This window comes from Streptomyces sp. NPDC007095, from assembly GCF_040634475.1.
In the GTDB taxonomy this organism is placed as follows: Bacteria; Actinomycetota; Actinomycetes; order Streptomycetales; family Streptomycetaceae; genus Streptomyces.
Window position 1 is genome coordinate 1 of the sequence record NZ_JBEYFS010000001.1, and the last position, 21,445, is coordinate 21,445.

General features: G+C 65.2%; 34 protein-coding genes and 1 pseudogene. 3 read left to right on the plus strand and 32 right to left on the minus strand.

Translation table 11 applies throughout. From position 1 onward, the window contains the following. The 32 genes and pseudogenes from ABZ656_RS00005 to ABZ656_RS00160 all read right to left on the minus strand — a co-directional run. Positions 1 to 224 (minus strand): annotated as a pseudogene (locus tag ABZ656_RS00005) (DNA-directed RNA polymerase subunit alpha); the annotation flags it as partial. 115 nt (positions 225 to 339) lie between these two features. Further along, positions 340 to 744, minus strand: a complete 405-nt coding sequence (gene rpsK, locus ABZ656_RS00010) for a 30S ribosomal protein S11 (protein ID WP_003956432.1) — start codon at positions 742 to 744, stop codon at positions 340 to 342. Between the two features lie 64 nt (positions 745 to 808). Then, positions 809 to 1,189, minus strand: coding sequence for a 30S ribosomal protein S13 (rpsM, locus tag ABZ656_RS00015; RefSeq protein WP_060901485.1), 381 nt, complete (start codon positions 1,187 to 1,189; stop codon positions 809 to 811). A gap of 209 nt (positions 1,190 to 1,398) precedes the next feature. After that, positions 1,399 to 1,512, minus strand: a complete 114-nt coding sequence (rpmJ, locus tag ABZ656_RS00020; RefSeq protein WP_003998809.1) for a 50S ribosomal protein L36 — start codon at positions 1,510 to 1,512, stop codon at positions 1,399 to 1,401. A 70-nt stretch (positions 1,513 to 1,582) separates the two neighbouring features. Beyond that, on the minus strand, positions 1,583 to 1,804 hold the full coding sequence (gene infA, locus ABZ656_RS00025) for a translation initiation factor IF-1 (RefSeq protein WP_003948620.1): 222 nt from the start codon (positions 1,802 to 1,804) through the stop codon (positions 1,583 to 1,585). Between the two features lie 335 nt (positions 1,805 to 2,139). Continuing rightward, entirely contained in the window at positions 2,140 to 2,976 is an 837-nt protein-coding gene (map, locus tag ABZ656_RS00030) for a type I methionyl aminopeptidase (protein WP_101400124.1), read from the minus strand. Positions 2,977 to 3,114: 138 nt separating this feature from the next. After that, positions 3,115 to 3,777 (minus strand): adenylate kinase, encoded by a 663-nt coding sequence (locus ABZ656_RS00035; RefSeq protein WP_101400123.1) that lies wholly within the window; start codon positions 3,775 to 3,777, stop codon positions 3,115 to 3,117. Further along, positions 3,777 to 5,090, minus strand: a complete 1,314-nt coding sequence (gene secY, locus ABZ656_RS00040; protein ID WP_101400122.1) for a preprotein translocase subunit SecY — start codon at positions 5,088 to 5,090, stop codon at positions 3,777 to 3,779. The genes ABZ656_RS00035 and secY overlap by 1 nt, the downstream gene beginning before the upstream one ends. Before the next feature lie 228 nt (positions 5,091 to 5,318). Continuing rightward, the gene (gene rplO, locus ABZ656_RS00045; protein ID WP_060901489.1) at positions 5,319 to 5,774 is read right to left on the minus strand and encodes a 50S ribosomal protein L15; all 456 of its coding nucleotides are present in this window, start codon (positions 5,772 to 5,774) and stop codon (positions 5,319 to 5,321) included. Positions 5,775 to 5,776: 2 nt separating this feature from the next. Beyond that, positions 5,777 to 5,959, minus strand: coding sequence for a 50S ribosomal protein L30 (gene rpmD, locus ABZ656_RS00050; RefSeq protein WP_060901490.1), 183 nt, complete (start codon positions 5,957 to 5,959; stop codon positions 5,777 to 5,779). A gap of 2 nt (positions 5,960 to 5,961) precedes the next feature. Beyond that, the gene (gene rpsE, locus ABZ656_RS00055) at positions 5,962 to 6,564 is read right to left on the minus strand and encodes a 30S ribosomal protein S5 (RefSeq protein WP_055513610.1); all 603 of its coding nucleotides are present in this window, start codon (positions 6,562 to 6,564) and stop codon (positions 5,962 to 5,964) included. A gap of 41 nt (positions 6,565 to 6,605) precedes the next feature. Then, entirely contained in the window at positions 6,606 to 6,989 is a 384-nt protein-coding gene (gene rplR, locus ABZ656_RS00060) for a 50S ribosomal protein L18 (RefSeq protein WP_067367094.1), read from the minus strand. A gap of 3 nt (positions 6,990 to 6,992) precedes the next feature. After that, the gene (gene rplF, locus ABZ656_RS00065) at positions 6,993 to 7,532 is read right to left on the minus strand and encodes a 50S ribosomal protein L6 (RefSeq protein WP_101400121.1); all 540 of its coding nucleotides are present in this window, start codon (positions 7,530 to 7,532) and stop codon (positions 6,993 to 6,995) included. A 24-nt stretch (positions 7,533 to 7,556) separates the two neighbouring features. Further along, positions 7,557 to 7,955, minus strand: a complete 399-nt coding sequence (rpsH, locus tag ABZ656_RS00070) for a 30S ribosomal protein S8 (protein WP_055614920.1) — start codon at positions 7,953 to 7,955, stop codon at positions 7,557 to 7,559. Positions 7,956 to 8,165: 210 nt separating this feature from the next. Further along, positions 8,166 to 8,351, minus strand: coding sequence for a type Z 30S ribosomal protein S14 (locus ABZ656_RS00075; RefSeq protein ID WP_003948630.1), 186 nt, complete (start codon positions 8,349 to 8,351; stop codon positions 8,166 to 8,168). Positions 8,352 to 8,356: 5 nt separating this feature from the next. Continuing rightward, entirely contained in the window at positions 8,357 to 8,914 is a 558-nt protein-coding gene (gene rplE / locus ABZ656_RS00080; protein WP_075028517.1) for a 50S ribosomal protein L5, read from the minus strand. Then, on the minus strand, positions 8,914 to 9,237 hold the full coding sequence (gene rplX / locus ABZ656_RS00085; protein ID WP_067367101.1) for a 50S ribosomal protein L24: 324 nt from the start codon (positions 9,235 to 9,237) through the stop codon (positions 8,914 to 8,916). Before rplX ends, rplE begins: the two co-directional genes overlap by 1 nt. Before the next feature lie 2 nt (positions 9,238 to 9,239). Further along, the gene (rplN, locus tag ABZ656_RS00090; RefSeq protein WP_003998823.1) at positions 9,240 to 9,608 is read right to left on the minus strand and encodes a 50S ribosomal protein L14; all 369 of its coding nucleotides are present in this window, start codon (positions 9,606 to 9,608) and stop codon (positions 9,240 to 9,242) included. A gap of 200 nt (positions 9,609 to 9,808) precedes the next feature. Continuing rightward, a complete protein-coding gene (rpsQ, locus tag ABZ656_RS00095; RefSeq protein WP_099921127.1) occupies positions 9,809 to 10,096 on the minus strand; it encodes a 30S ribosomal protein S17 in 288 nt (95 codons plus the stop codon). Then, positions 10,096 to 10,320 carry a 50S ribosomal protein L29 gene (rpmC, locus tag ABZ656_RS00100; RefSeq protein WP_003998824.1) on the minus strand — a complete coding sequence of 75 codons (225 nt, stop codon included), beginning with the start codon at positions 10,318 to 10,320 and terminating at the stop codon, positions 10,096 to 10,098. Before rpmC ends, rpsQ begins: the two co-directional genes overlap by 1 nt. Further along, entirely contained in the window at positions 10,320 to 10,739 is a 420-nt protein-coding gene (gene rplP, locus ABZ656_RS00105; RefSeq protein WP_010986348.1) for a 50S ribosomal protein L16, read from the minus strand. Before rplP ends, rpmC begins: the two co-directional genes overlap by 1 nt. Before the next feature lie 5 nt (positions 10,740 to 10,744). Continuing rightward, complete coding sequence (rpsC, locus tag ABZ656_RS00110; RefSeq protein ID WP_067367107.1) at positions 10,745 to 11,581, minus strand: 30S ribosomal protein S3; 837 nt, start codon at positions 11,579 to 11,581, stop codon at positions 10,745 to 10,747. Beyond that, a complete protein-coding gene (gene rplV, locus ABZ656_RS00115; protein WP_003974262.1) occupies positions 11,581 to 11,928 on the minus strand; it encodes a 50S ribosomal protein L22 in 348 nt (115 codons plus the stop codon). The genes rpsC and rplV overlap by 1 nt, the downstream gene beginning before the upstream one ends. A 41-nt stretch (positions 11,929 to 11,969) precedes the next feature. Next, a complete protein-coding gene (rpsS, locus tag ABZ656_RS00120; protein ID WP_015035577.1) occupies positions 11,970 to 12,251 on the minus strand; it encodes a 30S ribosomal protein S19 in 282 nt (93 codons plus the stop codon). Positions 12,252 to 12,263: 12 nt separating this feature from the next. Next, a complete protein-coding gene (rplB, locus tag ABZ656_RS00125; RefSeq protein WP_075028519.1) occupies positions 12,264 to 13,100 on the minus strand; it encodes a 50S ribosomal protein L2 in 837 nt (278 codons plus the stop codon). Positions 13,101 to 13,138: 38 nt separating this feature from the next. Next, the gene (gene rplW, locus ABZ656_RS00130; RefSeq protein ID WP_101400120.1) at positions 13,139 to 13,555 is read right to left on the minus strand and encodes a 50S ribosomal protein L23; all 417 of its coding nucleotides are present in this window, start codon (positions 13,553 to 13,555) and stop codon (positions 13,139 to 13,141) included. Then, positions 13,555 to 14,211: a 50S ribosomal protein L4 gene (gene rplD / locus ABZ656_RS00135; protein WP_037747970.1), complete on the minus strand. Its 657-nt coding sequence runs from the start codon at positions 14,209 to 14,211 to the stop codon at positions 13,555 to 13,557. The genes rplW and rplD overlap by 1 nt, the downstream gene beginning before the upstream one ends. Positions 14,212 to 14,216: 5 nt before the next feature. Beyond that, positions 14,217 to 14,861, minus strand: coding sequence for a 50S ribosomal protein L3 (gene rplC / locus ABZ656_RS00140; RefSeq protein ID WP_101400119.1), 645 nt, complete (start codon positions 14,859 to 14,861; stop codon positions 14,217 to 14,219). Positions 14,862 to 14,878: 17 nt separating this feature from the next. Next, positions 14,879 to 15,187, minus strand: coding sequence for a 30S ribosomal protein S10 (gene rpsJ / locus ABZ656_RS00145; RefSeq protein ID WP_003948644.1), 309 nt, complete (start codon positions 15,185 to 15,187; stop codon positions 14,879 to 14,881). A gap of 597 nt (positions 15,188 to 15,784) precedes the next feature. Continuing rightward, a complete protein-coding gene (locus tag ABZ656_RS00150; RefSeq protein WP_360262928.1) occupies positions 15,785 to 16,297 on the minus strand; it encodes a hypothetical protein in 513 nt (170 codons plus the stop codon). A gap of 9 nt (positions 16,298 to 16,306) precedes the next feature. Next, the gene (locus tag ABZ656_RS00155; RefSeq protein ID WP_101400117.1) at positions 16,307 to 16,723 is read right to left on the minus strand and encodes a hypothetical protein; all 417 of its coding nucleotides are present in this window, start codon (positions 16,721 to 16,723) and stop codon (positions 16,307 to 16,309) included. Between the two features lie 810 nt (positions 16,724 to 17,533). Continuing rightward, positions 17,534 to 17,842, minus strand: coding sequence for a hypothetical protein (locus tag ABZ656_RS00160; RefSeq protein WP_360262931.1), 309 nt, complete (start codon positions 17,840 to 17,842; stop codon positions 17,534 to 17,536). 218 nt (positions 17,843 to 18,060) lie between these two features. Here ABZ656_RS00160 and ABZ656_RS00165 point away from each other — a divergent pair, with 218 nt between their 5' ends. The 3 genes from ABZ656_RS00165 to ABZ656_RS00175 are packed head-to-tail and all read left to right on the plus strand — an operon-like array spanning position 18,061 to position 21,345. After that, entirely contained in the window at positions 18,061 to 18,510 is a 450-nt protein-coding gene (locus ABZ656_RS00165) for a hypothetical protein (protein WP_101400115.1), read from the plus strand. Positions 18,511 to 18,515: 5 nt separating this feature from the next. Continuing rightward, on the plus strand, positions 18,516 to 20,696 hold the full coding sequence (locus ABZ656_RS00170) for a hypothetical protein (protein ID WP_101400114.1): 2,181 nt from the start codon (positions 18,516 to 18,518) through the stop codon (positions 20,694 to 20,696). After that, positions 20,689 to 21,345, plus strand: coding sequence for a hypothetical protein (locus tag ABZ656_RS00175; protein ID WP_360262936.1), 657 nt, complete (start codon positions 20,689 to 20,691; stop codon positions 21,343 to 21,345). Before ABZ656_RS00170 ends, ABZ656_RS00175 begins: the two co-directional genes overlap by 8 nt. The last annotated feature ends 100 nt before the right edge of the window (positions 21,346 to 21,445 follow it).

Genomic DNA, 21,445 nt, shown 5'->3' on the forward strand with positions numbered 1-21,445 from the left:
TCGGTGACGTCCTCCTTGACGCCCGGCACGGTGGTGAACTCGTGCAGAACGCCGTCGATACGGATGGACGTGACCGCCGCACCCGGGATCGAGGAGAGGAGCGTACGACGCAGGGAGTTGCCGAGGGTGTAGCCGAAGCCCGGCTCCAGCGGCTCGATCACGAACCGGGAGCGGAATTCGTCGACGACCTCTTCGGTCAACGAGGGACGCTGAGCAATCAGCATGTTGCGATCCTTCAGTCATGGGCGCCCGCTATTTGACGCCCTGCTGCTACTGCAAGGGTACGGGCGGCACGCCTCCGAAGAGACGTACCGCCCGCAACCTCAAGACAACCGAGCCTCAGACGCGGCGGCGCTTGGGCGGACGGCAGCCGTTGTGCGGGGTGGGGGTGACGTCCTGGATGGAGCCGACCTCGAGGCCAGTGGCCTGGAGGGAGCGGATCGCGGTCTCGCGACCGGAGCCCGGGCCCTTCACGAAGACGTCAACCTTGCGCATGCCGTGCTCCTGCGCGCGACGGGCGGCCGACTCGGCGGCCATCTGCGCGGCGAAGGGGGTGGACTTGCGCGAGCCCTTGAAGCCGACGTGGCCGGCGGAGGCCCAGGAGATCACGTTGCCCGAGGGGTCCGTGATCGAGACGATCGTGTTGTTGAACGTGCTCTTGATGTGAGCGTGCCCGTGAGCGACGTTCTTCTTTTCCTTGCGGCGCACCTTCTTGGCAGCGCCCTGACGACCCTTGGGGGGCATCTATTACTCCTACGGGAGGTGGTCGGTCCTACAGCGAAGACCGCTGATAAGCGTCCGCTGAGGACTACTTCTTGCCCGGCTTCTTCTTACCGGCGATGGCGCGACGCGGGCCCTTGCGGGTACGAGCGTTCGTGCTGGTGCGCTGACCGTGGACGGGCAGGCCACGACGGTGGCGCAGACCCTGGTAGCAGCCGATCTCGACCTTGCGGCGGATGTCGGCCTGAATCTCGCGACGGAGGTCACCCTCGGTCTTGATGTTGGCGTCCACGTACTCGCGGATCTTGACCAGCTCTTCTTCGGAGAGGTCACGAACGCGGGTGTTCGGGTTCACGCCGGTCTCGGCCAGCGTCTGCTGGGAAAGGGTCCGGCCGATGCCGAACACGTAGGTCAGGGCGACCTCCACACGCTTTTCGCGCGGGATGTCAACACCGGAAACGCGTGCCATTCAATGGCTCCAGTTGTCGTTCGGAGGTCTTCCGCAGAACCGGATCCCGCCCGCCGTCCTCTTCACGCTGAAGATTCGGTACGAACCGGGTCCCCGGCCTCCGACCGGGGGTGTCAGGCCTGATGAGACTCAGCCCTGGATTCTGCGTATGAACATGTACTGCTTGCGTCGCGCGAAGTATCTGCGGGTGCAGAAGGTGCGGTCGTGCGTCAGCCCTGGCGCTGCTTGTGGCGCGGGTTTTCGCAGATGACCATGACCCGACCGTGACGGCGGATCACCCTGCACTTGTCGCAGATCTTCTTGACGCTCGGCTTGACCTTCATTGGGTGAGGTTCTCCGGGTCAGTGCCACCCCCCGCGTCCCGGAACCGGGAACACGGAGTAAAGGCAAGATCTACTTGTAGCGGTAGACGATCCGGCCACGCGTGAGGTCGTACGGAGACAGCTCCACCACGACCCGGTCGTCAGGGAGGATGCGGATGTAGTGCATACGCATCTTGCCGCTGATGTGTGCCAGGACCTGGTGGCCGTTCTGGAGCTCGACCTTGAACATGGCGTTCGGAAGAGACTCGACGACAGTGCCCTCGATCTCGATGGCACCTTGCTTCTTGGCCACGCTTCGCCCTTCGAATCGACTACCTTGATCGACTTCGCACGAGCGCATGCAGACATGCGGGTGCACGAGAGCCGACGAGTCAGTCTACGTCAGGGCCCTCGGAAAGACGAATCGAGAAAGAATGCCCCACTACGGAGATCGTTAAGCAACGGGGGTCGCCGACACACCACCGCGGACCTTTCACACCGGCACCGGGGAGACGTACGGCGATCGCGCCACCACCTGCCGTAGCCGCCCGGCACCCACGGCCCGGCCACCGCCCGGTTACGCCGTCAGGCCCGCAGGACGGATTCCGGCGCAACGACCCCGCGCTCCGCCACCCTCGCCCGACGCCGTCAGGCCAGCGGGTCCGGCGCCGCCGTGACCCCGTACTCCGCCAGCTTCGCCCTGCCACCATCAGGAGCCGTCAGCACCAACGGACCCTGCTCCGTCAGCGCCACCGAGTGCTCCCAGTGCGAGGACCACGTGCCGTCCGTCGTGATGACGGTCCAGTCGTCCTCCAGCACCTCGGTCCTCGGCGTGCCCAGGGACACCATCGGCTCGATGGCCAGGCAGAAGCCGGGGACCAGCTTCGGACCCTTGCCGCGCCGCTTCTCGACGTAGTTCAGCAGGTGCGGGTCCATGTGCATCTCGGTGCCGATGCCGTGACCGCCGTAGTCCTCGATGATCCCGTACCGGCCGCCGCCGGGCTTCGGCTGGCGGCGGATGTACGTCTCGATCGCACGCGAGACGTCGACGAGCCGGTTGCCCTGCTTCATCGCCGCGATTCCCGCCCACATCGACTCCTCGGTCACCCGGGAGAGCTCGAGCAGCTCCGGGGCGTGACCGGAGCCCACGAACGCGGTGTACGCCGCGTCCCCGTGCCAGCCGTCCACGATCGCGCCGCAGTCGATCGAGATGATGTCGCCGTCCTTCAGGACCACCTCGTCGGACGGGATGCCGTGGACGACGACCTCGTTGGCCGAGGTGCAGATGGTCGCGGGGAAACCGCCGTACCCGAGGAAGTTCGACTTCGCCCCGTGCTCGGCCAGCACCTTGCGCGCGACCTCGTCCAGGTCCTTCGTCGTCGCACCCGGCACAGCCGCCTCACGTGTGGCCGCGTGAATGGCCGCGACGACCAACCCCGCCTCACGCATCTTGGCGATCTGCTCGGGGGTCTTGATCTGCACCATGGCGGCCCGCGCTCTCCGTCTTCTCCGTCATTCCGACGACGTACACAACCTAGTCGTGCACCACTACGTACACGACTACCTACACAACACTACGGCCGCGGCACCCCCGGAGGGCACCGCGGCCGTAGTGCGTGACGACTACTTGTCGCCGACCTTGCTCTTGAGCGCCTCCATGGCGCGCCCCGTGACCTCTTCCACCTTGCCGAGCGCCGAGATCGTCACGACCAGGCCCTGAGCGGCGTAGTAGTCGATGATCGGCTCGGTCTGCGTGTGGTAGACCTCGAGACGCGTACGGACGGTCTCCTCGGAGTCGTCGTCCCGCTGGTACAGCTCGCCGCCGCAGACGTCACATACGCCATCCGTCTTCGGCTGCTTGTACGTCACGTGGAAGACGTGCGAAGAGTCGTTGCGGCAGATGCGGCGGCCCGCGATGCGCTTGACCACCTCGTCCTCGGGGACCTCCAGGTCCAGCACCGCGTCCAGCTTCATGCCCTCGGCCTTGAGCATCTCGTCGAGCGCCTCGGCCTGCGAGACGTTACGAGGGAAGCCGTCCAGCAGGAAGCCGTTCGCGGCGTCGGGCTGCTCCATGCGGTCCTTGGCCATCCCGATGGTGACCTCGTCCGGTACCAGCTTGCCGGCGTCCATGTACGCCTTGGCCTGCTTGCCCAGCTCCGTGCCCTGACTGATGTTGGCGCGGAAGAGGTCGCCCGTGGAGATGTGCGGAATCCCCAGGTTCTTGGCAAGGAACGCGGCCTGCGTTCCCTTCCCGGCACCGGGCGGGCCGACGAGGACGATTCGCATCAGCGGAGGAACCCTTCGTAATTGCGCTGCTGAAGCTGGCTCTCGATCTGCTTCACCGTCTCAAGACCGACACCCACGATGATCAGGATGCTGGTACCACCGAACGGGAAGTTGCCGGTTGCCCCGAAACCCACCAACGCCATTGTCGGTACGAGAGCGATCAGACCCAGATACAGCGACCCCGGCCAGGTGATCCGGTTGAGTACGTAACTCAGGTACTCAGCGGTCGGCCGGCCAGCCCGGATGCCCGGGATGAAGCCACCATACTTCTTCATGTTGTCCGCGACTTCCTCGGGGTTGAACGAGATCGCCACGTAGAAGAACGCGAAGAAAACGATCAGGAGGAAGTAAGAGACCAGGTAGATGGGGTGATCGCCCTTGGTCAGGTTCTGCGTGACCCAGGTCTTCCAGCCCGAGTTGCCCTTCGAGAACTGAGCGATGAGGGCCGGGATGTAGAGCAGCGACGACGCGAAGATGACGGGAATCACACCCGCCTGATTCACCTTCAGCGGGATGTAAGTGGACGTACCGCCGTACGACCGGCGCCCGATCATGCGCTTCGCGTACTGGACCGGGATGCGCCGCTGGGCCTGTTCGACGAAGACGACCAGCGCGACCATGACCAGTCCGACCGCGATCACGGTGCCGAACTCGATCCAGCCGCCGGCCAGCGTGCCCTGAGTCTTGATCGCCCACAGCGCGGACGGGAAGGTTGCGGCGATCGAGATGAACATGAGGATCGACATGCCGTTGCCGATGCCGCGGTCGGTGATGAGCTCGCCCAGCCACATGACGACGCCCGTACCGGCGGTCATGGTGACGACCATCACGATGGTCTGGAAGATCGACTGGTCAGGAACGATCTGGTTGGCCACCTGGCAGCTGCTGAACAGGGCGCCGCTGCGGGCGGTCGCGACAAGGCCGGTGCCCTGCAGGATCGCCAGCGCCACCGTCAGGTAACGGGTGTACTGCGTGATCTTCGCCGTGCCGGCCGAGCCCTCCTTCTTGAGGGCTTCGAGGCGCGGGATCACCACCGTCAGCAGCTGCAGGATGATGCTCGCCGTGATGTACGGCATGATGCCGAGCGCGAAGATCGTGATCTGCAGCAGCGCGCCACCACTGAACATGTTGACCAGACCGAACAGACCCTGGTTGCCCTTGGCCACCTCGATACAGGTCTGGACGTTCTTGTAGTCGACACCAGGGATCGGGATGTGGGTACCGACCCGGTAGACCACGATGATGCCGAGCGTGAAGAGCAGCTTCTTGCGCAGGTCGGGCGTCTTGAACGCCCGGGCGAACGCGGTGAGCACGGTGCCTCCTGCGACCCCCGCGCAACTGCGTCAGAGGTGACGGTCTTGAGGTTCGACGAATAGGTAGGTATCGGTCGACTGCCGCCCGATGGAACGCCGGACGAAAGTCGGCAGTGCAGGCCACCTTACCGGCGAGACTGCCCCCCTAGGAACGACCAACCGGGGATACCCCTTTTGTAGGGGCACCCCCGGTCGGGATCGCTCATGTCATCGAGACGCCTGAATGGCTCAGACGAGCTCGGTGACGGTACCGCCGGCGGCGGTGATCTTCTCCTTGGCGGAGCCGGAGACGGCGTCAACCGAAACCTGCAGCGCGACGGAGATCTCGCCCTGGCCGAGGACCTTGACGAGGCTGTTCTTGCGAACGGCACCCTTGGCGACGAGACCCTCGACGGTGACCTCGCCACCCTCCGGGTACAGCGCGGCCAGCTTGTCGAGGTTCACGACCTGGAACTCGGTCTTGAACGGGTTCTTGAAGCCCTTCAGCTTCGGGAGGCGCATGTGGAGGGGCATCTGCCCGCCCTCGAAGCGCTCCGGAACCTGGTAGCGGGCCTTCGTGCCCTTGGTACCACGACCGGCCGTCTTACCCTTCGACGCCTCACCACGACCCACACGGGTCTTGGCGGTCTTGGCGCCCGGGGCGGGACGGAGGTTGTGGATCTTGAGCGGGTTGTTCTCCGCCATGATCAGTCGACCTCCTCAACCGTCACGAGGTGGCGGACGGTGTGCACCATTCCGCGGAACTCGGGGCGGTCCTCCTTGACGACCACGTCGTTCAGGCGCTTGAGCCCGAGCGAACGCAGGGTGTCGCGGTGGTTCTGCTTGCTGCCGATGTACGACTTCGTCTGCGTGATCCTGAGCTGAGCCATGATTACGCACCCGCTCCCGCACGTGCACGAAGCAGAGCCGCGGGGGCGACGTCCTCGAGGGGCAGACCGCGGCGGGCCGCGATCTCCTCGGGACGCTGCAGGCCCTTGAGGGCCGCCACGGTCGCGTGCACGATGTTGATCGCGTTGGACGAGCCGAGCGACTTCGACAGGATGTCGTGAACGCCGGCGCACTCGAGCACCGCACGCACCGGGCCACCGGCGATAACGCCGGTACCGGGGGAAGCAGGCTTGAGCAGGACGACGCCCGCGGCCTTCTCGCCCGTGATCGGGTGCGGGATGGTGCCCTGGATACGGGGGACCTTGAAGAAGTGCTTCTTGGCCTCCTCAACACCCTTGGCGATGGCGGCCGGCACCTCCTTGGCCTTGCCGTAGCCAACACCGACGGTGCCGTCACCATCGCCCACCACGACCAGCGCGGTGAAGCTGAAGCGACGACCACCCTTCACAACCTTGGCGACGCGGTTGATCGCGACGACGCGCTCAACGTACGCGGTCTTCTCGGCAGCAGCGCCGCCGTCACGGCCCTTCCGGTCCCGCCGCTCGCCGCCACCGGCACCGCTTCCGCGGCGCTGGGGTCCAGCCATTGGAATTACCTCTCTCTGTTTCCGCTAGCTACGGAACCGACTCAGAACTTGAGTCCGGCTTCGCGGGCGGCGTCCGCCAGAGCGGCAATGCGCCCGGCGTACTGGTTACCACCACGGTCGAATACGACAGCCTCGACACCGGCGGCCTTGGCGCGCTCGGCGACAAGGGCGCCGACCGACTTGGCCTGCGCGGACTTGTCGCCCTCGCCACCACGGACCGTGGTGTCCAGGGTCGACGCCGACGCGAGGGTGTGACCCTTAACGTCGTCGATGACCTGGGCCACGATGTGGCGGTTGGAGCGCGTCACGACCAGGCGCGGACGCTCAGCCGTACCGGAGATGTGCTTCCGGATGCGGATGTGACGACGCTTGATGGCAGCACGCTTGTAAGCGTCGCCCTTAGCAATCTTGACACCGTATGCCATGGCTTACTTACCCGCCTTTCCGACCTTGCGGCGGATGACTTCGCCTTCGTACTTGACGCCCTTGGCCTTGTACGGGTCGGGCTTGCGCAGCTTGCGGATGTTGGCCGCAACCTCTCCGACCTTCTGCTTGTCGATGCCCTCGACCGAGAACCGCGTCGGGTTCTCGACCTTGAAGGTGATGCCTTCGGGGGCCTCGACGGTGATCGAGTGGCTGTAGCCGAGCGAGAACTCCAGGTTGGAGCCCTTCGCCAGGACGCGGTAACCGACACCGCTGATTTCGAGCTTCTTCACGTAACCCTGGGTCACGCCGGTGATCATGTTCGCCACCAGCGTGCGGGACAGGCCGTGCAGGGCCTTGTTCTGACGCTCGTCGTTCGGGCGGGTGACATTGAGAATGCCGTCCTCACCCTTGGCGACCTCGATCGGCGCCGCGACGGTGTGGGAGAGGGTGCCCTTGGGGCCCTTCACCTGGACCGTACGGCCGTCGATGGTGACGTCCACGCCGGCGGGAACCGTGATGGGGAGCTTGCCAATACGCGACATAGCTGTTTCCTCCGTTCCCTTCCGTTACCAGACGTAGGCGAGAACTTCTCCGCCTACGCCCTTCTTGCCGGCCTGCTTGTCGGTGAGGAGACCGTGCGACGTGGAGATGATCGCCACGCCGAGGCCACCGAGCACCTTGGGCAGGGAGGTGGACTTCGCGTACACACGCAGACCCGGCTTCGAAATCCGCTTGATGCCCGCGATGGAGCGCTCACGGTTCGGGCCGAACTTCAGCTCGAGGACGAGCTTCTTGCCGACCTCGGCGTCCTCGACCTTCCAGCCGGTGATGAAGCCCTCCTGCTGGAGGATCTCCGCGATGTGCGACTTGATCTTGCTGTGCGGCATCGCGACATCGTCGTGGTACGCCGAGTTCGCGTTACGCAGACGAGTAAGCATGTCTGCGATGGGATCAGTCATGGTCATGAATTGGCCTTCGGCCTCTCTCGCCGGGGTTTCCTGTATGCGCCATCCCTCTCCCCACTCAGTGGCGGGACGGGTGCGGTGCGGGGACCTACGGCGTAGTAAGTCGTACGGGCGTCAGGCGCCCAACCCTCCCAGCCTAAGCCATGGAGGGCAGGGCACCTGACCGAACCCTTTACTTACCGAGAGCCCTGGAATCCCTTATTAGGGGGACTACCAGGAGCTCTTGGTCACGCCCGGCAGCTCGCCACGGTGAGCCATCTCACGAAGGCAGACGCGGCACAGGCCGAACTTGCGGTACACGGAGTGCGGACGGCCGCAGCGCTGGCAGCGCGTGTAGCCACGTACGCCGAACTTGGGCTTACGAGCAGCCTTGGCAATCAGAGCCTTCTTCGCCATCTCGCTTACGCCTCCTTGAAGGGGAAGCCGAGGTGACGGAGAAGGGCACGGCCCTCAGCGTCGTTGGTCGCCGTGGTCACCACGGTGATGTCCATGCCCCGGGTACGGTCGATCTTGTCCTGGTCGATCTCGTGGAACATGACCTGCTCCGTGAGACCGAAGGTGTAGTTGCCACGGCCGTCGAACTGCTTGGGGGACAGACCACGGAAGTCGCGGATGCGCGGCAGCGCGAGCGACAGGGTGCGGTCCAGGAACTCCCACATGCGGTCGCCACGGAGCGTGACGTGGGCACCGATCGGCTGACCCTCACGCAGCTTGAACTGCGCGATGGACTTGCGGGCCTTGGTGACGGCCGGCTTCTGACCGGTGATCGTGGTCAGGTCACGGACGGCACCGTCCATGAGCTTCGAGTCACGGGCGGCGTCACCGACACCCATGTTGACCACAATCTTGACGAGGCCGGGAACCTGCATGACGTTCTCGTAGGAGAACTCCTCACGCAGCTTGCCCGCGATCTCCTCGCGGTACTTCGTCTTGAGACGCGGAGTCGTGGTGGTAGCCATCAGATGTCCTCACCCGTCCGCTTGGCAACGCGAACCTTGTTGCCCTCATCGTCGAAGCGGTAACCGACACGCGTGACGACCTTGTTGCCGTCCTTCTCCACGACGAGCTGAACGTTGCTCACGTGAATCGGGGCCTCGGTCGTGACGATGCCGCCGGCCTGGGAACCGCTGGCGGTCGGGCCGGCCTTGGTGTGCTTCTTGACCCGGTTGACACCCTCGACCAGGACGCGCTCGTCGCGCGGGTAAGCGGCAATGACCTTGCCCTGCTTGCCCTTGTCCTTGCCGGTGATGACCTGAACCGTGTCACCCTTCTTGATCTTCATGCTTACAGCACCTCCGGCGCGAGCGAGATGATCTTCATGAACTTCTTCTCGCGCAGCTCACGGCCGACGGGGCCGAAGATACGGGTGCCGCGAGGGTCGCCGTCGTTCTTCAGAATGACGGCGGCGTTCTCGTCGAAGCGGATGTACGAGCCGTCCGGACGGCGGCGCTCCTTGACGGTGCGAACGATGACCGCCTTGACGACGTCACCCTTCTTCACGTTGCCGCCGGGGATCGCGTCCTTGACGGTGGCGACGATGACGTCACCGATGCCCGCGTAGCGGCGACCGGAGCCACCGAGCACACGGATGCAAAGGATTTCCTTCGCCCCCGTGTTGTCGGCGACACGCAGTCGCGACTCCTGCTGGATCACGTCTATCTCCTGATTGTCTGCCGGTTCCCGCGGGGATCCCTTTCGGGTCGCCCCGCGAGCCTGGCGGAACCGTCCTGCGGGTAAGCCCCGCAGGAATTACTTGGCCTGTTGAGGGAGAAAACCTCCGCCGGGGGCCGGGCACCTGACGGTGCGGCAGGCCCCCGGCGGGGGGCAACGGGGGAACTGAGTCCCCCGTTTGATTACTTCGCCTTCTCGAGGATCTCCACGATGCGCCAGCGCTTCGTCGTGGACAGCGGACGCGTCTCCATGAGGAGGACGCGGTCGCCGATACCCGCGGCGTTCTGCTCGTCGTGGGCCTTCAGCTTGCTCGTACGGCGGATGACCTTGCCGTACAGGGCGTGCTTGACGCGGTCCTCGACGGCGACGACGACGGTCTTGTCCATCTTGTCGCTGACGACGAGACCCTCACGGGTCTTGCGGAATCCGCGCGCCTCAGTGGTGTTCTCGGTCACGTTGCTCTCGCTCATCAGGCGCTCTCCACCGTTTCGATGCCCAGCTCGCGCTCACGCATCAGGGTGTAGATCCGCGCGATGTCCTTGCGGACGGCCTTGAGCCGACCGTGGTTCTCGAGCTGACCGGTCGCCGCCTGGAAGCGGAGGTTGAACAGCTCTTCCTTGGCTTCGCGAAGCTTCGCGAGAAGCTCCTCGTCACCCAGTTCGCGCAGCTCGGACGCCTTGGTACCGGCCGACATCACGCTTCACCTGCCTCGCGCTTGACGATCCGGCACTTCATCGGCAGCTTGTGGGCTGCGCGAGTGAGGGCCTCACGGGCGATCTTCTCGTTGGGGTAGGACAGTTCGAACATGACCCGGCCCGGGTGCACGTTCGCGATCCACCACTCCGGCGAACCCTTACCGGAACCCATGCGGGTCTCGGCAGGCTTCTTCGTGAGCGGGCGGTCCGGGTAGATGTTGATCCAGACCTTGCCGCCACGCTTGATGTGGCGGGTCATCGCGATACGGGCGGCCTCGATCTGGCGGTTCGTCACGTACGCCGGCGTGAGGGCCTGAATGCCGTACTCGCCGAACGAAACCTGCGTACCGCCCTTGGCCTGACCACGGCGCTTGGGGTGGTGCTGCTTGCGGTGCTTGACCCTACGGGGGATCAGCATGTCGGTCAGGCCTCCGTTCCGGTGCTCTCAGCCGGAGCGGCAGCCGCCGGAGCCTCGGCCTTGGGGGCCTCGGCAGCGGGAGCCTGCTGCGGCTTGCGGCCGCGGCCGCCACGCTCGCCACCACGGCCACCACGGCCGGCCGGGCGGTCGTTGCCGCCACCACGGGCCGGGCGGTTGCCGGCGCGGGCAGCGGCGTTCTCGGCGCGGACCTCGGCGATGTTCTTGACGTCGCCCTTGTAGATCCAGACCTTCACACCGATACGGCCGAAGGTCGTCTTGGCCTCGAAGAAGCCGTAGTCGACGTTCGCACGGAGCGTGTGCAGGGGCACACGGCCCTCGCGGTAGAACTCCGAGCGGGACATCTCGGCGCCGCCGAGACGGCCACCACACTGGATCTTGATGCCCTTGGCGCCGGCCTTCATCGTGCCCTGCATGCTCTTACGCATGGCACGGCGGAAGGAGACGCGGGAGGACAGCTGCTCGGCGACGGCCTGAGCAACCAGCTGAGCGTCGGTCTCGGGGTTCTTGACCTCGAGGATGTTCAGCTGGACCTGCTTGCCCGTGAGCTTCTCGAGGTCGCCGCGGATGCGGTCGGCCTCGGCGCCACGGCGGCCGATGACGATGCCGGGACGCGCGGTGTGGATGTCCACCCGCACGCGGTCACGGGTGCGCTCGATCTCAACCTTCGAGATGCCGGCGCGCTCCATGCCGGACGTCATCATCCGACGGATGGCGACGTCTTCCTTGACGTAGTCCTTGTACAGCTTGTCGGCGTACCAACGGGACTTGAAGTCCGTGGTGATGCCGAGCCGGAACCCATGCGGGTTAACCTTCTGGCCCATTACCGGGTTCCTTCCTTGCTGCTGACGACCACGGTGATGTGGCTGGTCCGCTTGCGGATCCGGTAGGCACGGCCCTGGGCGCGCGGACGGAACCGCTTCAGGGTCGGACCCTCGTCGACGTACGCCTCGGAGATGAAGAGGCTGTCGGCGTCGGTGTGGTCGTAGTTGTGCGCGGCGTTGGCAATGGCGCTGTCAAGCACCTTGCCGACCGGCACGCTCGCGGCCTGCGGGGCGAAACGCAGGACCGCCTGAGCCTCCGTGGCATCCATGCCACGGATAAGGTCCACCACGCGGCGGGCCTTCATGGGCGTAACGCGGATGTACCGCGCCTGGGCCCTGGCTTCCATGGTTGTCCTTCCAGTGTCTGTCATGGTCATTCCACCCCGCGTTAGCGGCGCTTCGACTTCCGGTCGTCCTTGACGTGACCCCGGAAGGTGCGCGTCGGCGAGAACTCGCCGAGCTTGTGGCCGACCATCGACTCGGTGACAAACACCGGAATGTGGGTCTTGCCGTTGTGCACCGCGATCGTGTGGCCGAGCATGGCCGGGATGATCATCGAGCGACGGGACCAGGTCTTGATGACGTTCTTGGTACCGGCTTCGTTCTGAGCGTCCACCTTCTTTACGAGGTGGCCGTCAACGAAGGGTCCCTTCTTGAGACTGCGCGGCATCTAAACCCGCTCCTAGCGCTTCTTGTTCGTCTTGCGGCGGCGGACGATGTACTTGTTCGAAGCCTTCTTCGGCGAACGAGTACGACCCTCCTTCTGACCCCACGGCGAGACCGGGTGGCGACCACCGGAGGTCTTGCCCTCACCACCACCGTGCGGGTGGTCAACCGGGTTCATCGCCACACCGCGGACGGTCGGGCGGACGCCCAGCCAGCGCTTACGGCCGGCCTTACCCCAGTTGATGTTGCTCTGCTCGGCGTTGCCGACCTCGCCGACCGTGGCGCGGCAGCGCTGGTCGACCAGGCGGATCTCACCGGAAGGCATACGAAGGTGGGCCATCGTGCCCTCCTTCGCGAGCAGCTGCACCGAGGCACCGGCGGAGCGGGCGAACTTGGCACCGCCACCGGGACGGATCTCGATCGCGTGGATCGTGGTACCGACCGGGATGTTGCGGAGCGCCAGGTTGTTGCCCGGCTTGATGTCGGCCCCGGGACCGTTCTCGACGCGGTCACCCTGCTGCAGGTTGCGCGGGGCGAGGATGTAGCGCTTCTCGCCGTCCGCGTAGTGCAGCAGCGCGATGCGCGCGGTGCGGTTGGGGTCGTACTCGATGTGCGCGACCTTCGCCGGCACGCCGTCCTTGTCGTGACGACGGAAGTCGATCACTCGGAAGGCGCGCTTGTGTCCGCCACCCTGGTGGCGAACGGTCACACGACCGGAATTGTTACGGCCGCCCTTGCTGTGCAGCGGGCGGACCAGCGACTTCTCCGGCGTGGACCGCGTGACCTCGACGAAGTCGGCGACGCTGGAGCCACGACGGCCCGGCGTAGTCGGCTTGTACTTGCGGATTCCCATTTCTCAGTCCTCGTCCGATATCGGACCAGGGCGCTCCGTTAGGAGGCCTGGCCGAAGATGTCGATACGGTCGCCCTCAGCGAGGGTCACGATGGCGCGCTTGGTGTCAGCACGCTTACCGAAGCCACTCTTGGTCCGCTTGCGCTTGCCCTGGCGGTTGATCGTGTTGACCCCGGTGACCTTGACCGAGAAGACCGCCTGGACGGCCTGCTTGATCTGGGTCTTGTTGGCGCCCGGCGCCACGACGAAGGTGTACTTGCCCTCGTCGAGCAGCGCGTAGCTCTTCTCGGAGACGACCGGCTTGAGAAGGACGTCACGGGGGTCCGTGAAGCTCTTGCTCAGCGGCGTCTCGACGGTGTTCTTGCCCTCGGCCTCGTGACGCTTCGCCTTGGCGACGCGCGCGACCTTCTTGGCCTTGGCGGCCTTCGAGGCAATGCTCGGGTGACGCGTAGCCATCAGGCTTCGCTCCCTTCGGTGTCAGCGGCCTGGGGGCCAGACACGAAGGACTCGAAAGCGGCCTGGGTGAAGACCACGTCGTCCGAGACGAGAACGTCGTACGTGTTCAGCTGGCCCGGCTCCAGGATGTGGACCTGGGGCAGGTTGCGCGCGGAGAGCAGCGCGGCCTCGTCGGAGCGCTCGATGACCAGGAGCACGTTCTTGCGCTCGCTGACCTTGCCGAGGAAGCTCTTCGCGGCCTTGGTGGAGGGGGTCTCGCCCTCGATCACGCCGGTGATGACGTGGATGCGAGCGTTGCGGGCCCGGTCGGTGAGGGCGTGGCGCAGGGCCGCGGCCTTCATCTTCTTCGGGGTCCGCTGCGAGTAGTCACGCGGCGTGGGGCCGTGGACGACGCCACCGCCGGCGAACTGCGGCGCACGGGTCGAACCCTGGCGCGCGCGGCCGGTGCCCTTCTGGCGGTAAGGCTTCTTACCGCCACCGCGGACCTCGCCACGACGCTTGACCTTGTGCGTGCCCTGACGGGCGGCGGCCAGCTGTGCGACGACGACCTGGTGAAGCAGCGGAATGCTGATCTTCTCTACGTCGAAGATCTCGGCCGGGAGCTCAACGGTCCCGGCGGTGTCGCCGGAGGGCGACAGAATGTCAATGGTGCTCATAGTCCTCAGGCCCCCTTGGCCGCGGTGCGGACCAGGACGAGGCCGCCGTTCGGACCAGGAACCGCGCCCTTGATAAGGAGCAGGCCCTTCTCCGCGTCAACGGCGTGAACGGTCAGGTTCTGGGTGGTGACCCGCTCGTTGCCCATGCGACCCGCCATGCGGAGGCCCTTGAACACACGACCCGGGGTGGCGCAGCCACCGATGGAGCCGGGGGAGCGGTGCTTGCGCTGGGTGCCGTGACCGGCGCCGAGGCCCTTGAAGTTGTGACGCTTCATGACACCGGCGAAGCCCTTGCCCTTGCTCTTGCCGGTGACGTCGACCTTCACGCCCGCCTCGAAGACCTCGGCGGAGATCTCCTGGCCGAGGGTGTACTCGGAGGCATCCGCGGTGCGGATCTCGACGAGGTGACGACGGGGGGTGACGTCGGCCTTGGCGAAGTGACCCTTGAGGGGCTTGTTCACCTTGCGCGGGTCGATCTCGCCGAAGGCGATCTGGACCGACTCGTAGCCGTCGATGTCGTTGGTACGCACCTGGGTGACGACGTTGGGGCCGGCCTTGACGACGGTGACCGGAACAACACGGTTGTTCTCGTCCCACACCTGCGTCATGCCGAGCTTCTCGCCCAGGATGCCCTTGATCTGCTTAGCCATTCTCAGATCACCGATCCCTAGAGCTTGATCTCGATGTCGACACCGGCCGGGAGGTCGAGTCGCATCAGAGAGTCAACGGTCTTGGGCGTCGGGTCGAGGATGTCGATCAGGCGCTTGTGCGTGCGCATCTCGAAGTGCTCGCGCGAGTCCTTGTACTTGTGCGGCGACTTGATGACGCAGTACACGTTCTTCTCAGTGGGCAGCGGCACCGGGCCCGCGACCGACGCACCAGTGCGGGTCACCGTCTCGACGATCTTCTTCGCCGAGCTGTCGATGACCTCGTGGTCGTAGGCCTTGAGCCGGATGCGGATCTTCTGTCCCGCCATGGCTACTCAGTAGTCCTTTGTCTCGTGAAACGCTCTGGAACCCGGAGGTTCGCGTCCCGTATCTCCGACCCACGCGGTCGGGTGTGTCGCGCTCCTGCCGCAGAAATATCCGTAACGGATTTCCCTACGAGGGACGCGGCCCGCCCGAAAGCAACCGCAGGACCGGAGGCTGGAACACCCACCGGGCGCCTGGCCCGCACCCCGCTGACACTTCCCGAAAGATTCCCGTACGTCCGCCCCAGCGCTGCCTTACGGCAGTTGAGGCGACGAGTACTGTGGGACTCGCTTCCGGTCCTCCCGACGGGAGGCGCGCAGCATCGGCACTCGACCGAGCAACTCCGACAGTCTGCCATACGGGGCGGGGGGCTGGCCAATCGAGCCGAGGATCGTACCCCTAAGGTGACGCAGGTCAAACCCTGGGCGCCCGCGCTCCCTGGCCGAGGTCGCTCTGGTCCGCCTCAGGATGCCGGCCCGGGTGCACTGTGACGCCGAGTGGCGGTCCAATCACAGTACGTGACCTTCTCTAGGGCCACAGGACGACGAACACGCGTACGGCACACCTCAAGGAAGTACCCCTTGCTCGGGGTCCCGCCGACCTCACAGTTTGCCGGTGACGACTCCACGCCAGGTCCACCCCGCGCTGAGGACGGCGTCCTGTAGGGGGTTCTCGAGTGCAGAGCTGTCGAAGCTGAACGTCTCGGTCGCTTCGAGGCCGCCGTCATTCCCCCCGCCCAGCGTCCACTGCTTCGAGACCGTCTGCACCTGACCACGTTGGACCTGGGCCGAGATGGACAGGCTAGGGATGCCGCCGACCCAGGTGACCTCGTACTGCTGGTCGAGGGAGCGCACCTCGTTCTTCTCCGGGACCAGGCGCATACGGACCTGGAGCACCCGGCTCACCTGGTTGCGGGCGAAGAAGGTCTGCCAGGCCGGCTCCAGCATCCGCCACTCCGCCACCAGCTCGGCGCCCTCCGCGCGACCGTCCCGGATGACGTACGGGACGTCGGAGCGGTTGAGGCCGAGCAGCACCGCGCGGACCTCGGCGGCTGGTCGCGGGGCGACACCGTCGGCCGGGCGCTTGGTTCCGGTCAGCTTGTCGAAAAGGCCCATGAAGTCAACCTATGCCGTAGCCGCGCCGATGTCCGGGCGGTCCGTGTGCGCGAAGTCCCGTAAGTCGTCCAGGACGGCGGGGTGTTGGGGCGCGGTATCGGTCAGGACCAGGCGGATCACCGACAGCTTGCGGGGATGGGCGACGTCCAGCATGGACAGGTGGTCCTGCGATTGGATGAGGCTGCGGGGCACGCCGCCGACGACGGCCGAGACGGCGAGCGTCTGCGTGAGGCCGGGCGCCTCCGCGGAGCCGATCTCGCGGCGTCCGGTGACCTCGACCGATGTGGTGGTCTGACGCAGATGCTCTGGCGCAGGGTCGTCGCCGTGCGGCGGGAACCGGTGAAGATCGGGCTCCGCCGAGGGCCCTCCCCCATGGACACCCTGATCGTGCTCACGGCCGAACACCACGGCCTGACCGTCCTGCACGTCGACGACGACTTCGCCGACACCCCACGCCGAGGAAGCTCAGCCTCGTAGTGGGTCTGGCGCCTGTTGAGCCGGGAGTTCCGGATCGCCCCACTCGGTCATGGGCGTACCCGACGGATATCGGGCGCACTCGGAGTAGGCGACGACACCCAGACGGTCATGGGGGAAAGCCTCAACCTGGACGACGTCGTCGGTGCCCGGGGGCTGCACGCTCAGTACGGTCCAGTGGTCGCTGATCTCGTACCTGGTGACTTTCCATCCACGCCGCGTCAATTCCTTCCGCGCCCGTCGCAGCGCTGACACCGCCTGAGACGGGGTGACACCCTTCAGTCCCATCACTGCTCACCGCGACCACACCCGGCACACTGGGCGGTGAGTCGCTCACCTGCTTGGTCAGGTCCTTGAGCCCGGTGTAGTAGCACCTGGAGCCGTCGGCCTCCTGGCCGCCGCCGGGCCATTTGGGGTCCAGCGTGGCCTGTGGCACGTCAAGTGTGTCGTAGACCTGTTGTGTGAGGCCGTCGAGGCGCTGCGAGGTAACGGCTGGATCCGCGACGGGGTAGGGGTCGCCGTTCCGGAGCCGCCCAGCCCCGCGAGCAAGCCACACCCCTCCGGCTGCCGTCACTGCCATGGCCAACGCAGCGGCCGTGGCGAGAAGGATTTTCCGGTGCGGTCCGAGGGGACGGCGTAGCTGTCTCATGCAGAGATCGTGCGGCGGCCACGGCGAGGAGGTCATGAGCCCCCGTACTCGATTGCCGTGTGTGGAATACCCGCCACGGAGTCCCTCGCCCCGCCCCGAGTCCCACCGGCCGGTCACACCTTGAAGAGCATTCCGCGCCAGATCCAACCCGCGTCAAGACCGACTTGCTGGAGGAGGTTCTTCATCTCCCGCGTGTCGAAACGAAACGTCTCGACCTTGCGTCGGCGGCCGTCGGTCCCCCGCGCGTACGTCCACTGACGGGAAACCGTGGTCGACGGCCCGCGGCCGTACTCGCGCGACAAGCCCCGCCTGGGCGGGTCCCCGATCAAGGTCATCTGCCGCTGCTCGGCGGGGAAGGCGTTGCGCACGCAGAACGGCACGTCCGGCCCGTTGGGCGCGAGCAGCGCGGCCCGGACTTCCATGGCCGGCAGCAGTACAACACCGCTGTCGAGGTACCTCGTGTCGGCCAGTTTGCCGAAGGTCCATCGAATCAGCCCATGGATGTGCCGTCCTCGTGCGAGTACCCGGGGGTGGTTTCAGCCAGACAGGGGCGGTGGATGTGGAGTACTGAGGCCCTGTCAGTGGCTGGTAGCTTGGCGATCAACCTGCCTCCGGGCGGGTCACGGGAGGGGGCACGCGCATGGCGTGGGACGAGTGGGAGCAGTTGAAGGCAGAGGCCGCGAAGGGGCAGTCGACCCACATGCGGCTCAATCAATTGCCTGCCGACAGCGGAGGCGGTGGAAGCTCGCGCGGTGACCTCACCGTCCGACAGAAGGACCTCGCCGCGATCGGCTCAGCGGCTCACGAACTGTTCGAGGACTTCGACCGGTACAGCGACCATGCCCGGCTCTCCTCCATGAAGGCGGCCGGCGGGCTGAAGAGCGAGGGCTTCGCCCTCGGGGCAGCCCTCGATCACGTCGCCGAGCACTGGGTCGACCAGGTGCAGACACTGCTCGACGCCTGCGCCCACATCTCCAACCACCTGCGCTTCACCAAGAACCAGCACGCGGCAGACGAGTCCTACATCGCAGGCACCCTCAGCAGCATCTCCCAGCTGGACCAGGGCTTCGACGAGCGGAAGGACCGCTGACGGCGATGGATCTCGACGCACTGCGCCACGGCAACTTCTCGCAGCTCGGTGAGGCCATCACCGATTGGGAAGAGATGACCAAGAAGCTCGCGACGCTGAAAGAGGACGCCCAGAACAACCTCAAGGCCAAGGCAGACAAAGCAAGCTGGGCCGGCGTCAACGCCCAGGTGAGCCGCGAGTTCATCGACAAGACCGCGCGGGAGTTTACGGACGCCCACACGCAGGCGGACTCCATCACGAAGATTCTCAAGGACACCCACGGTGAACTCGTCGACTACCGGACCCAGCTGACCGAGGCCATCGGACGGGGCGAGAAGAAGAACCTCACCGTCATAGACACCCGCCACGGCACCTTCACCGTCACCGGCAACACCCGCCCCGACTGGTCCTCCGACCCCAGCGGCAAGCAGAGCGCCAACAGCCAGAAGGACGCCGACGACCTCCGCAACGAGATCCAGCGCATCCTCAGCAAGGCCACCGAGAGCGACAACAGTGCAGCAAAGGTCCTCAAGCTCCTTGTGGACCAAGCCAAGTACGGCTTCTCCGATGGCCGCTACACGGACCGCGACAGCGCAGCCGACGCCGTCGAGGCCGCCGACAAGCTGGCGAAGATGGCCAAGCACCCGGACAGGATGTCCTCCAAGGACATCGCCGAGTTCAACCGGTACCTGGGGAAGTACCACAACGACCCTCTGTTCTCGGAGCGGTTCGCAAAGGGTCTGGGTGGCAAGGGCACGCTGCAGTTCTGGACAGACATGGTGAACGCCCATGCCGGCGCCAGGGGCACGGAACTCGAAAGCTTGAAGAACCTGCAGGCAAACCTGAGCATGACGCTGGCCACGGCTTCGTTCTCCGATTCGGACGACATGAGGGCCTGGAAGACGGACCTCCTCAAGGAGACGAACACAAGTTTCCTGTCCGACTCCAAGACCCCGTTCCAGAATCCCGTCGGCGCGCTCGGTTCCCAGGTACTCAGCAGCCTCATGCGGCAGGGCGAGTTCGACACCGAGTTCCTTGACGACTATCGGACCAAGCTCTTCAAGCAGGACAAGGGCGCGGGCGACTCGAACACCGACTCGCTCTGGGTGAAGGGCTACGACCACATCGACCTGGTCTTCGGCAAGGAGAACGGTCGCGATCCGCTGGAGGGGCTCTTCGACGCCCTCTCCCACAACCCCGAGGCTGCGACCCACGCCTTCGAGTCCAAGTCGGACCTGAACCACATGCTCGGCACCACCATGTACACGGACCGGGGAGAGTCTCTCGGGCGCGCCCTGGAGAGTGCCGTCACCGGAGTCGCCGCCGGCGACACCACCTCGATGGCCCCGCCGCACAGCGCGGCCCAGGTCGAGATCATGGCCAACATCATGCATGCGGTGGCCCAGCCAGGCGGAGGCGCGGACCTGGTGGCCAAAGGCATGGGTGAGAGCTTCGGGGACATGGCGGCTGCTTATATGCCGGAGATCAGCCAGGCGTTCGCAGGCGCTGACCCGGGAGCTGTCTTTATTACGAACAGTGATGCCCCTAAAGAGCTTGGCCTTCCGGATGTCACCCGGTTTCTTTCGGCGACGTCGGCAGATCCCGCAGGAAGAGCTGGGATCATCTACGGAGAAAGCATCTACACTGGCAATCTCCTCGAGGTACACCTTTCGAATCCTTCCTTGTTCCACGGAGACCGCGATCAACTCTTTGGCGATATCGGCAGGAATGCAGGAATCATCGAGGGGATCGTCGGACATTCTGCTGCAAATGCAGAGGTTAGCGGTGCAGTCAATGGCGAGAAGGACTACAACGACGCCTTGAAGGCGAAGGGTGATTTCGCCAAAACCTGGGTTGCAGTCGGTTTGACCTTCGCCCAGGTACCCGAAAGGCTTGGAGGACCGGCAATGGGGGCCGTGGTTGGCGGAGGCGCCGGAGCCGTCGCCTCAGCGGCCGTTGATCGCCTGCTCGAAGGTCAGCAACTTGAGGGCGCCAAGGACGAGGCGTTGTACCACTCCAGCCAAGACCTGTTCAGGATGCGGGATTCGGTCAGTCAACAGACGCAGTGGTCGGTGGAAGACGCCCTGGCGCGGCACCACGTAGACCTGCCAGAGGACGGAATAAAAGACACCGTGCGACAGGCCGTTAATGATGGCTGGGAAGATAGCGATTACTACTTGAATCGCTCAAAGGAGCACTATGAGTAAAGAGATTCCAGAAAGGGTCGCGCCACAATATACCGCAAAAGGCTTTTTCGTTGGCCTGACGATCGTCGGACTCATAAGTGGCGCTTTCTTCCTATATTTTATAAAGGGTCTATACCTGCTCCCGGACAAGGTGTGCGACGGTGCCGTGCAGCGAGACATTGCGATCCGGACTCTCCCACGTGCGCGAGCAGCAGAAGAATGGGCGGGTCAAGGAGGTACGGGACGTAGCTTTTCTTTCGGTTGCCGCGTTTCCACCAGCGGTGACTCGATCATGTCGGGGCAGGTGGATCTTCGAGAATCATCCAAAGTCGCATGGATAGATTCCTACGGGAGTCTTGCTGGCAACCATGTCATACGGGTCTCTAAGGACGGCGTCGAAGCACTGGCACAGATGGATAGCGACACTGAATCCGCTTCCGTCTATGTCCCTTGTGTACCGACGAGCATAAAAGAAAGTGATGCGTCACACACCTACGCCTTGGTAGCGAATGCCAGTGTGATCGGCAAGAGCAGGGCCACCGGTACGGAGCTGCGCCAAGCCCTGACCGACTTCGCCTATCAACTCACCAAGCACGCCTACAAACTGGCCGGGTGCAAGAATCACCGCGGCTTTCCCGAGGAACTGCCCCGCTACGAGCACGCCCGATGAAGGACGAGGAGATCCTCGCGTACTTCGATCGCCGCAGTCGGGTCGAGCTGCGTACCTGCAGCATCGGCGCGTCCCTGGCGCGTGCGCGCCCCTCCGGAGG

Bases quoted from the DNA above. Each gene is read 5' to 3' on its own strand.
- rpsM (WP_060901485.1), bottom strand. From the start codon at position 1,189: ATGGCACGCGTTTCCGGTGTTGACATCCCGCGCGAAAAGCGTGTGGAG.
- ABZ656_RS00075 (WP_003948630.1), bottom strand. From the start codon at position 8,351: ATGGCGAAGAAGGCTCTGATTGCCAAGGCTGCTCGTAAGCCCAAGTTC.
- ABZ656_RS00170 (WP_101400114.1), top strand. From the start codon at position 18,516: ATGGATCTCGACGCACTGCGCCACGGCAACTTCTCGCAGCTCGGTGAG.
- rpsS (WP_015035577.1), bottom strand. From the start codon at position 12,251: ATGCCGCGCAGTCTCAAGAAGGGACCCTTCGTTGACGGCCACCTCGTA.
- ABZ656_RS00165 (WP_101400115.1), top strand. From the start codon at position 18,061: ATGGCGTGGGACGAGTGGGAGCAGTTGAAGGCAGAGGCCGCGAAGGGG.
- rplC (WP_101400119.1), bottom strand. From the start codon at position 14,861: ATGGCTAAGCAGATCAAGGGCATCCTGGGCGAGAAGCTCGGCATGACG.
- rpmJ (WP_003998809.1), bottom strand. From the start codon at position 1,512: ATGAAGGTCAAGCCGAGCGTCAAGAAGATCTGCGACAAGTGCAGGGTG.
- rplE (WP_075028517.1), bottom strand. From the start codon at position 8,914: ATGGCTACCACCACGACTCCGCGTCTCAAGACGAAGTACCGCGAGGAG.
- ABZ656_RS00175 (WP_360262936.1), top strand. From the start codon at position 20,689: ATGAGTAAAGAGATTCCAGAAAGGGTCGCGCCACAATATACCGCAAAA.
- rpmC (WP_003998824.1), bottom strand. From the start codon at position 10,320: ATGTCGGCCGGTACCAAGGCGTCCGAGCTGCGCGAACTGGGTGACGAG.
- rpsQ (WP_099921127.1), bottom strand. From the start codon at position 10,096: ATGAGCGAGAGCAACGTGACCGAGAACACCACTGAGGCGCGCGGATTC.
- rplR (WP_067367094.1), bottom strand. From the start codon at position 6,989: ATGGCATACGGTGTCAAGATTGCTAAGGGCGACGCTTACAAGCGTGCT.
- rplO (WP_060901489.1), bottom strand. From the start codon at position 5,774: ATGGCGGAGAACAACCCGCTCAAGATCCACAACCTCCGTCCCGCCCCG.
- rpsC (WP_067367107.1), bottom strand. From the start codon at position 11,581: ATGGGCCAGAAGGTTAACCCGCATGGGTTCCGGCTCGGCATCACCACG.
- rplW (WP_101400120.1), bottom strand. From the start codon at position 13,555: ATGGCTACGCGTCACCCGAGCATTGCCTCGAAGGCCGCCAAGGCCAAG.
- rplV (WP_003974262.1), bottom strand. From the start codon at position 11,928: ATGGAAGCCAGGGCCCAGGCGCGGTACATCCGCGTTACGCCCATGAAG.
- rpmD (WP_060901490.1), bottom strand. From the start codon at position 5,959: ATGGCTCAGCTCAGGATCACGCAGACGAAGTCGTACATCGGCAGCAAG.
- ABZ656_RS00035 (WP_101400123.1), bottom strand. From the start codon at position 3,777: ATGCGAATCGTCCTCGTCGGCCCGCCCGGTGCCGGGAAGGGAACGCAG.
- rplB (WP_075028519.1), bottom strand. From the start codon at position 13,100: ATGGGAATCCGCAAGTACAAGCCGACTACGCCGGGCCGTCGTGGCTCC.
- map (WP_101400124.1), bottom strand. From the start codon at position 2,976: ATGGTGCAGATCAAGACCCCCGAGCAGATCGCCAAGATGCGTGAGGCG.
- rplP (WP_010986348.1), bottom strand. From the start codon at position 10,739: ATGCTGATCCCCCGTAGGGTCAAGCACCGCAAGCAGCACCACCCCAAG.
- ABZ656_RS00160 (WP_360262931.1), bottom strand. From the start codon at position 17,842: ATGGAAGTCCGGGCCGCGCTGCTCGCGCCCAACGGGCCGGACGTGCCG.
- rplX (WP_067367101.1), bottom strand. From the start codon at position 9,237: ATGAAGATCAAGAAGGGTGACACGGTTCAGGTCATCACCGGCAAGGAC.
- rpsH (WP_055614920.1), bottom strand. From the start codon at position 7,955: ATGACCATGACTGATCCCATCGCAGACATGCTTACTCGTCTGCGTAAC.
- rplD (WP_037747970.1), bottom strand. From the start codon at position 14,211: ATGAGCACCATTGACATTCTGTCGCCCTCCGGCGACACCGCCGGGACC.
- rplF (WP_101400121.1), bottom strand. From the start codon at position 7,532: ATGTCGCGTATTGGCAAGCTCCCCATCACGGTTCCCGCCGGCGTGGAC.
- rpsE (WP_055513610.1), bottom strand. From the start codon at position 6,564: ATGGCTGGACCCCAGCGCCGCGGAAGCGGTGCCGGTGGCGGCGAGCGG.
- ABZ656_RS00150 (WP_360262928.1), bottom strand. From the start codon at position 16,297: ATGGGCCTTTTCGACAAGCTGACCGGAACCAAGCGCCCGGCCGACGGT.
- rpsK (WP_003956432.1), bottom strand. From the start codon at position 744: ATGCCCCCCAAGGGTCGTCAGGGCGCTGCCAAGAAGGTGCGCCGCAAG.
- rpsJ (WP_003948644.1), bottom strand. From the start codon at position 15,187: ATGGCGGGACAGAAGATCCGCATCCGGCTCAAGGCCTACGACCACGAG.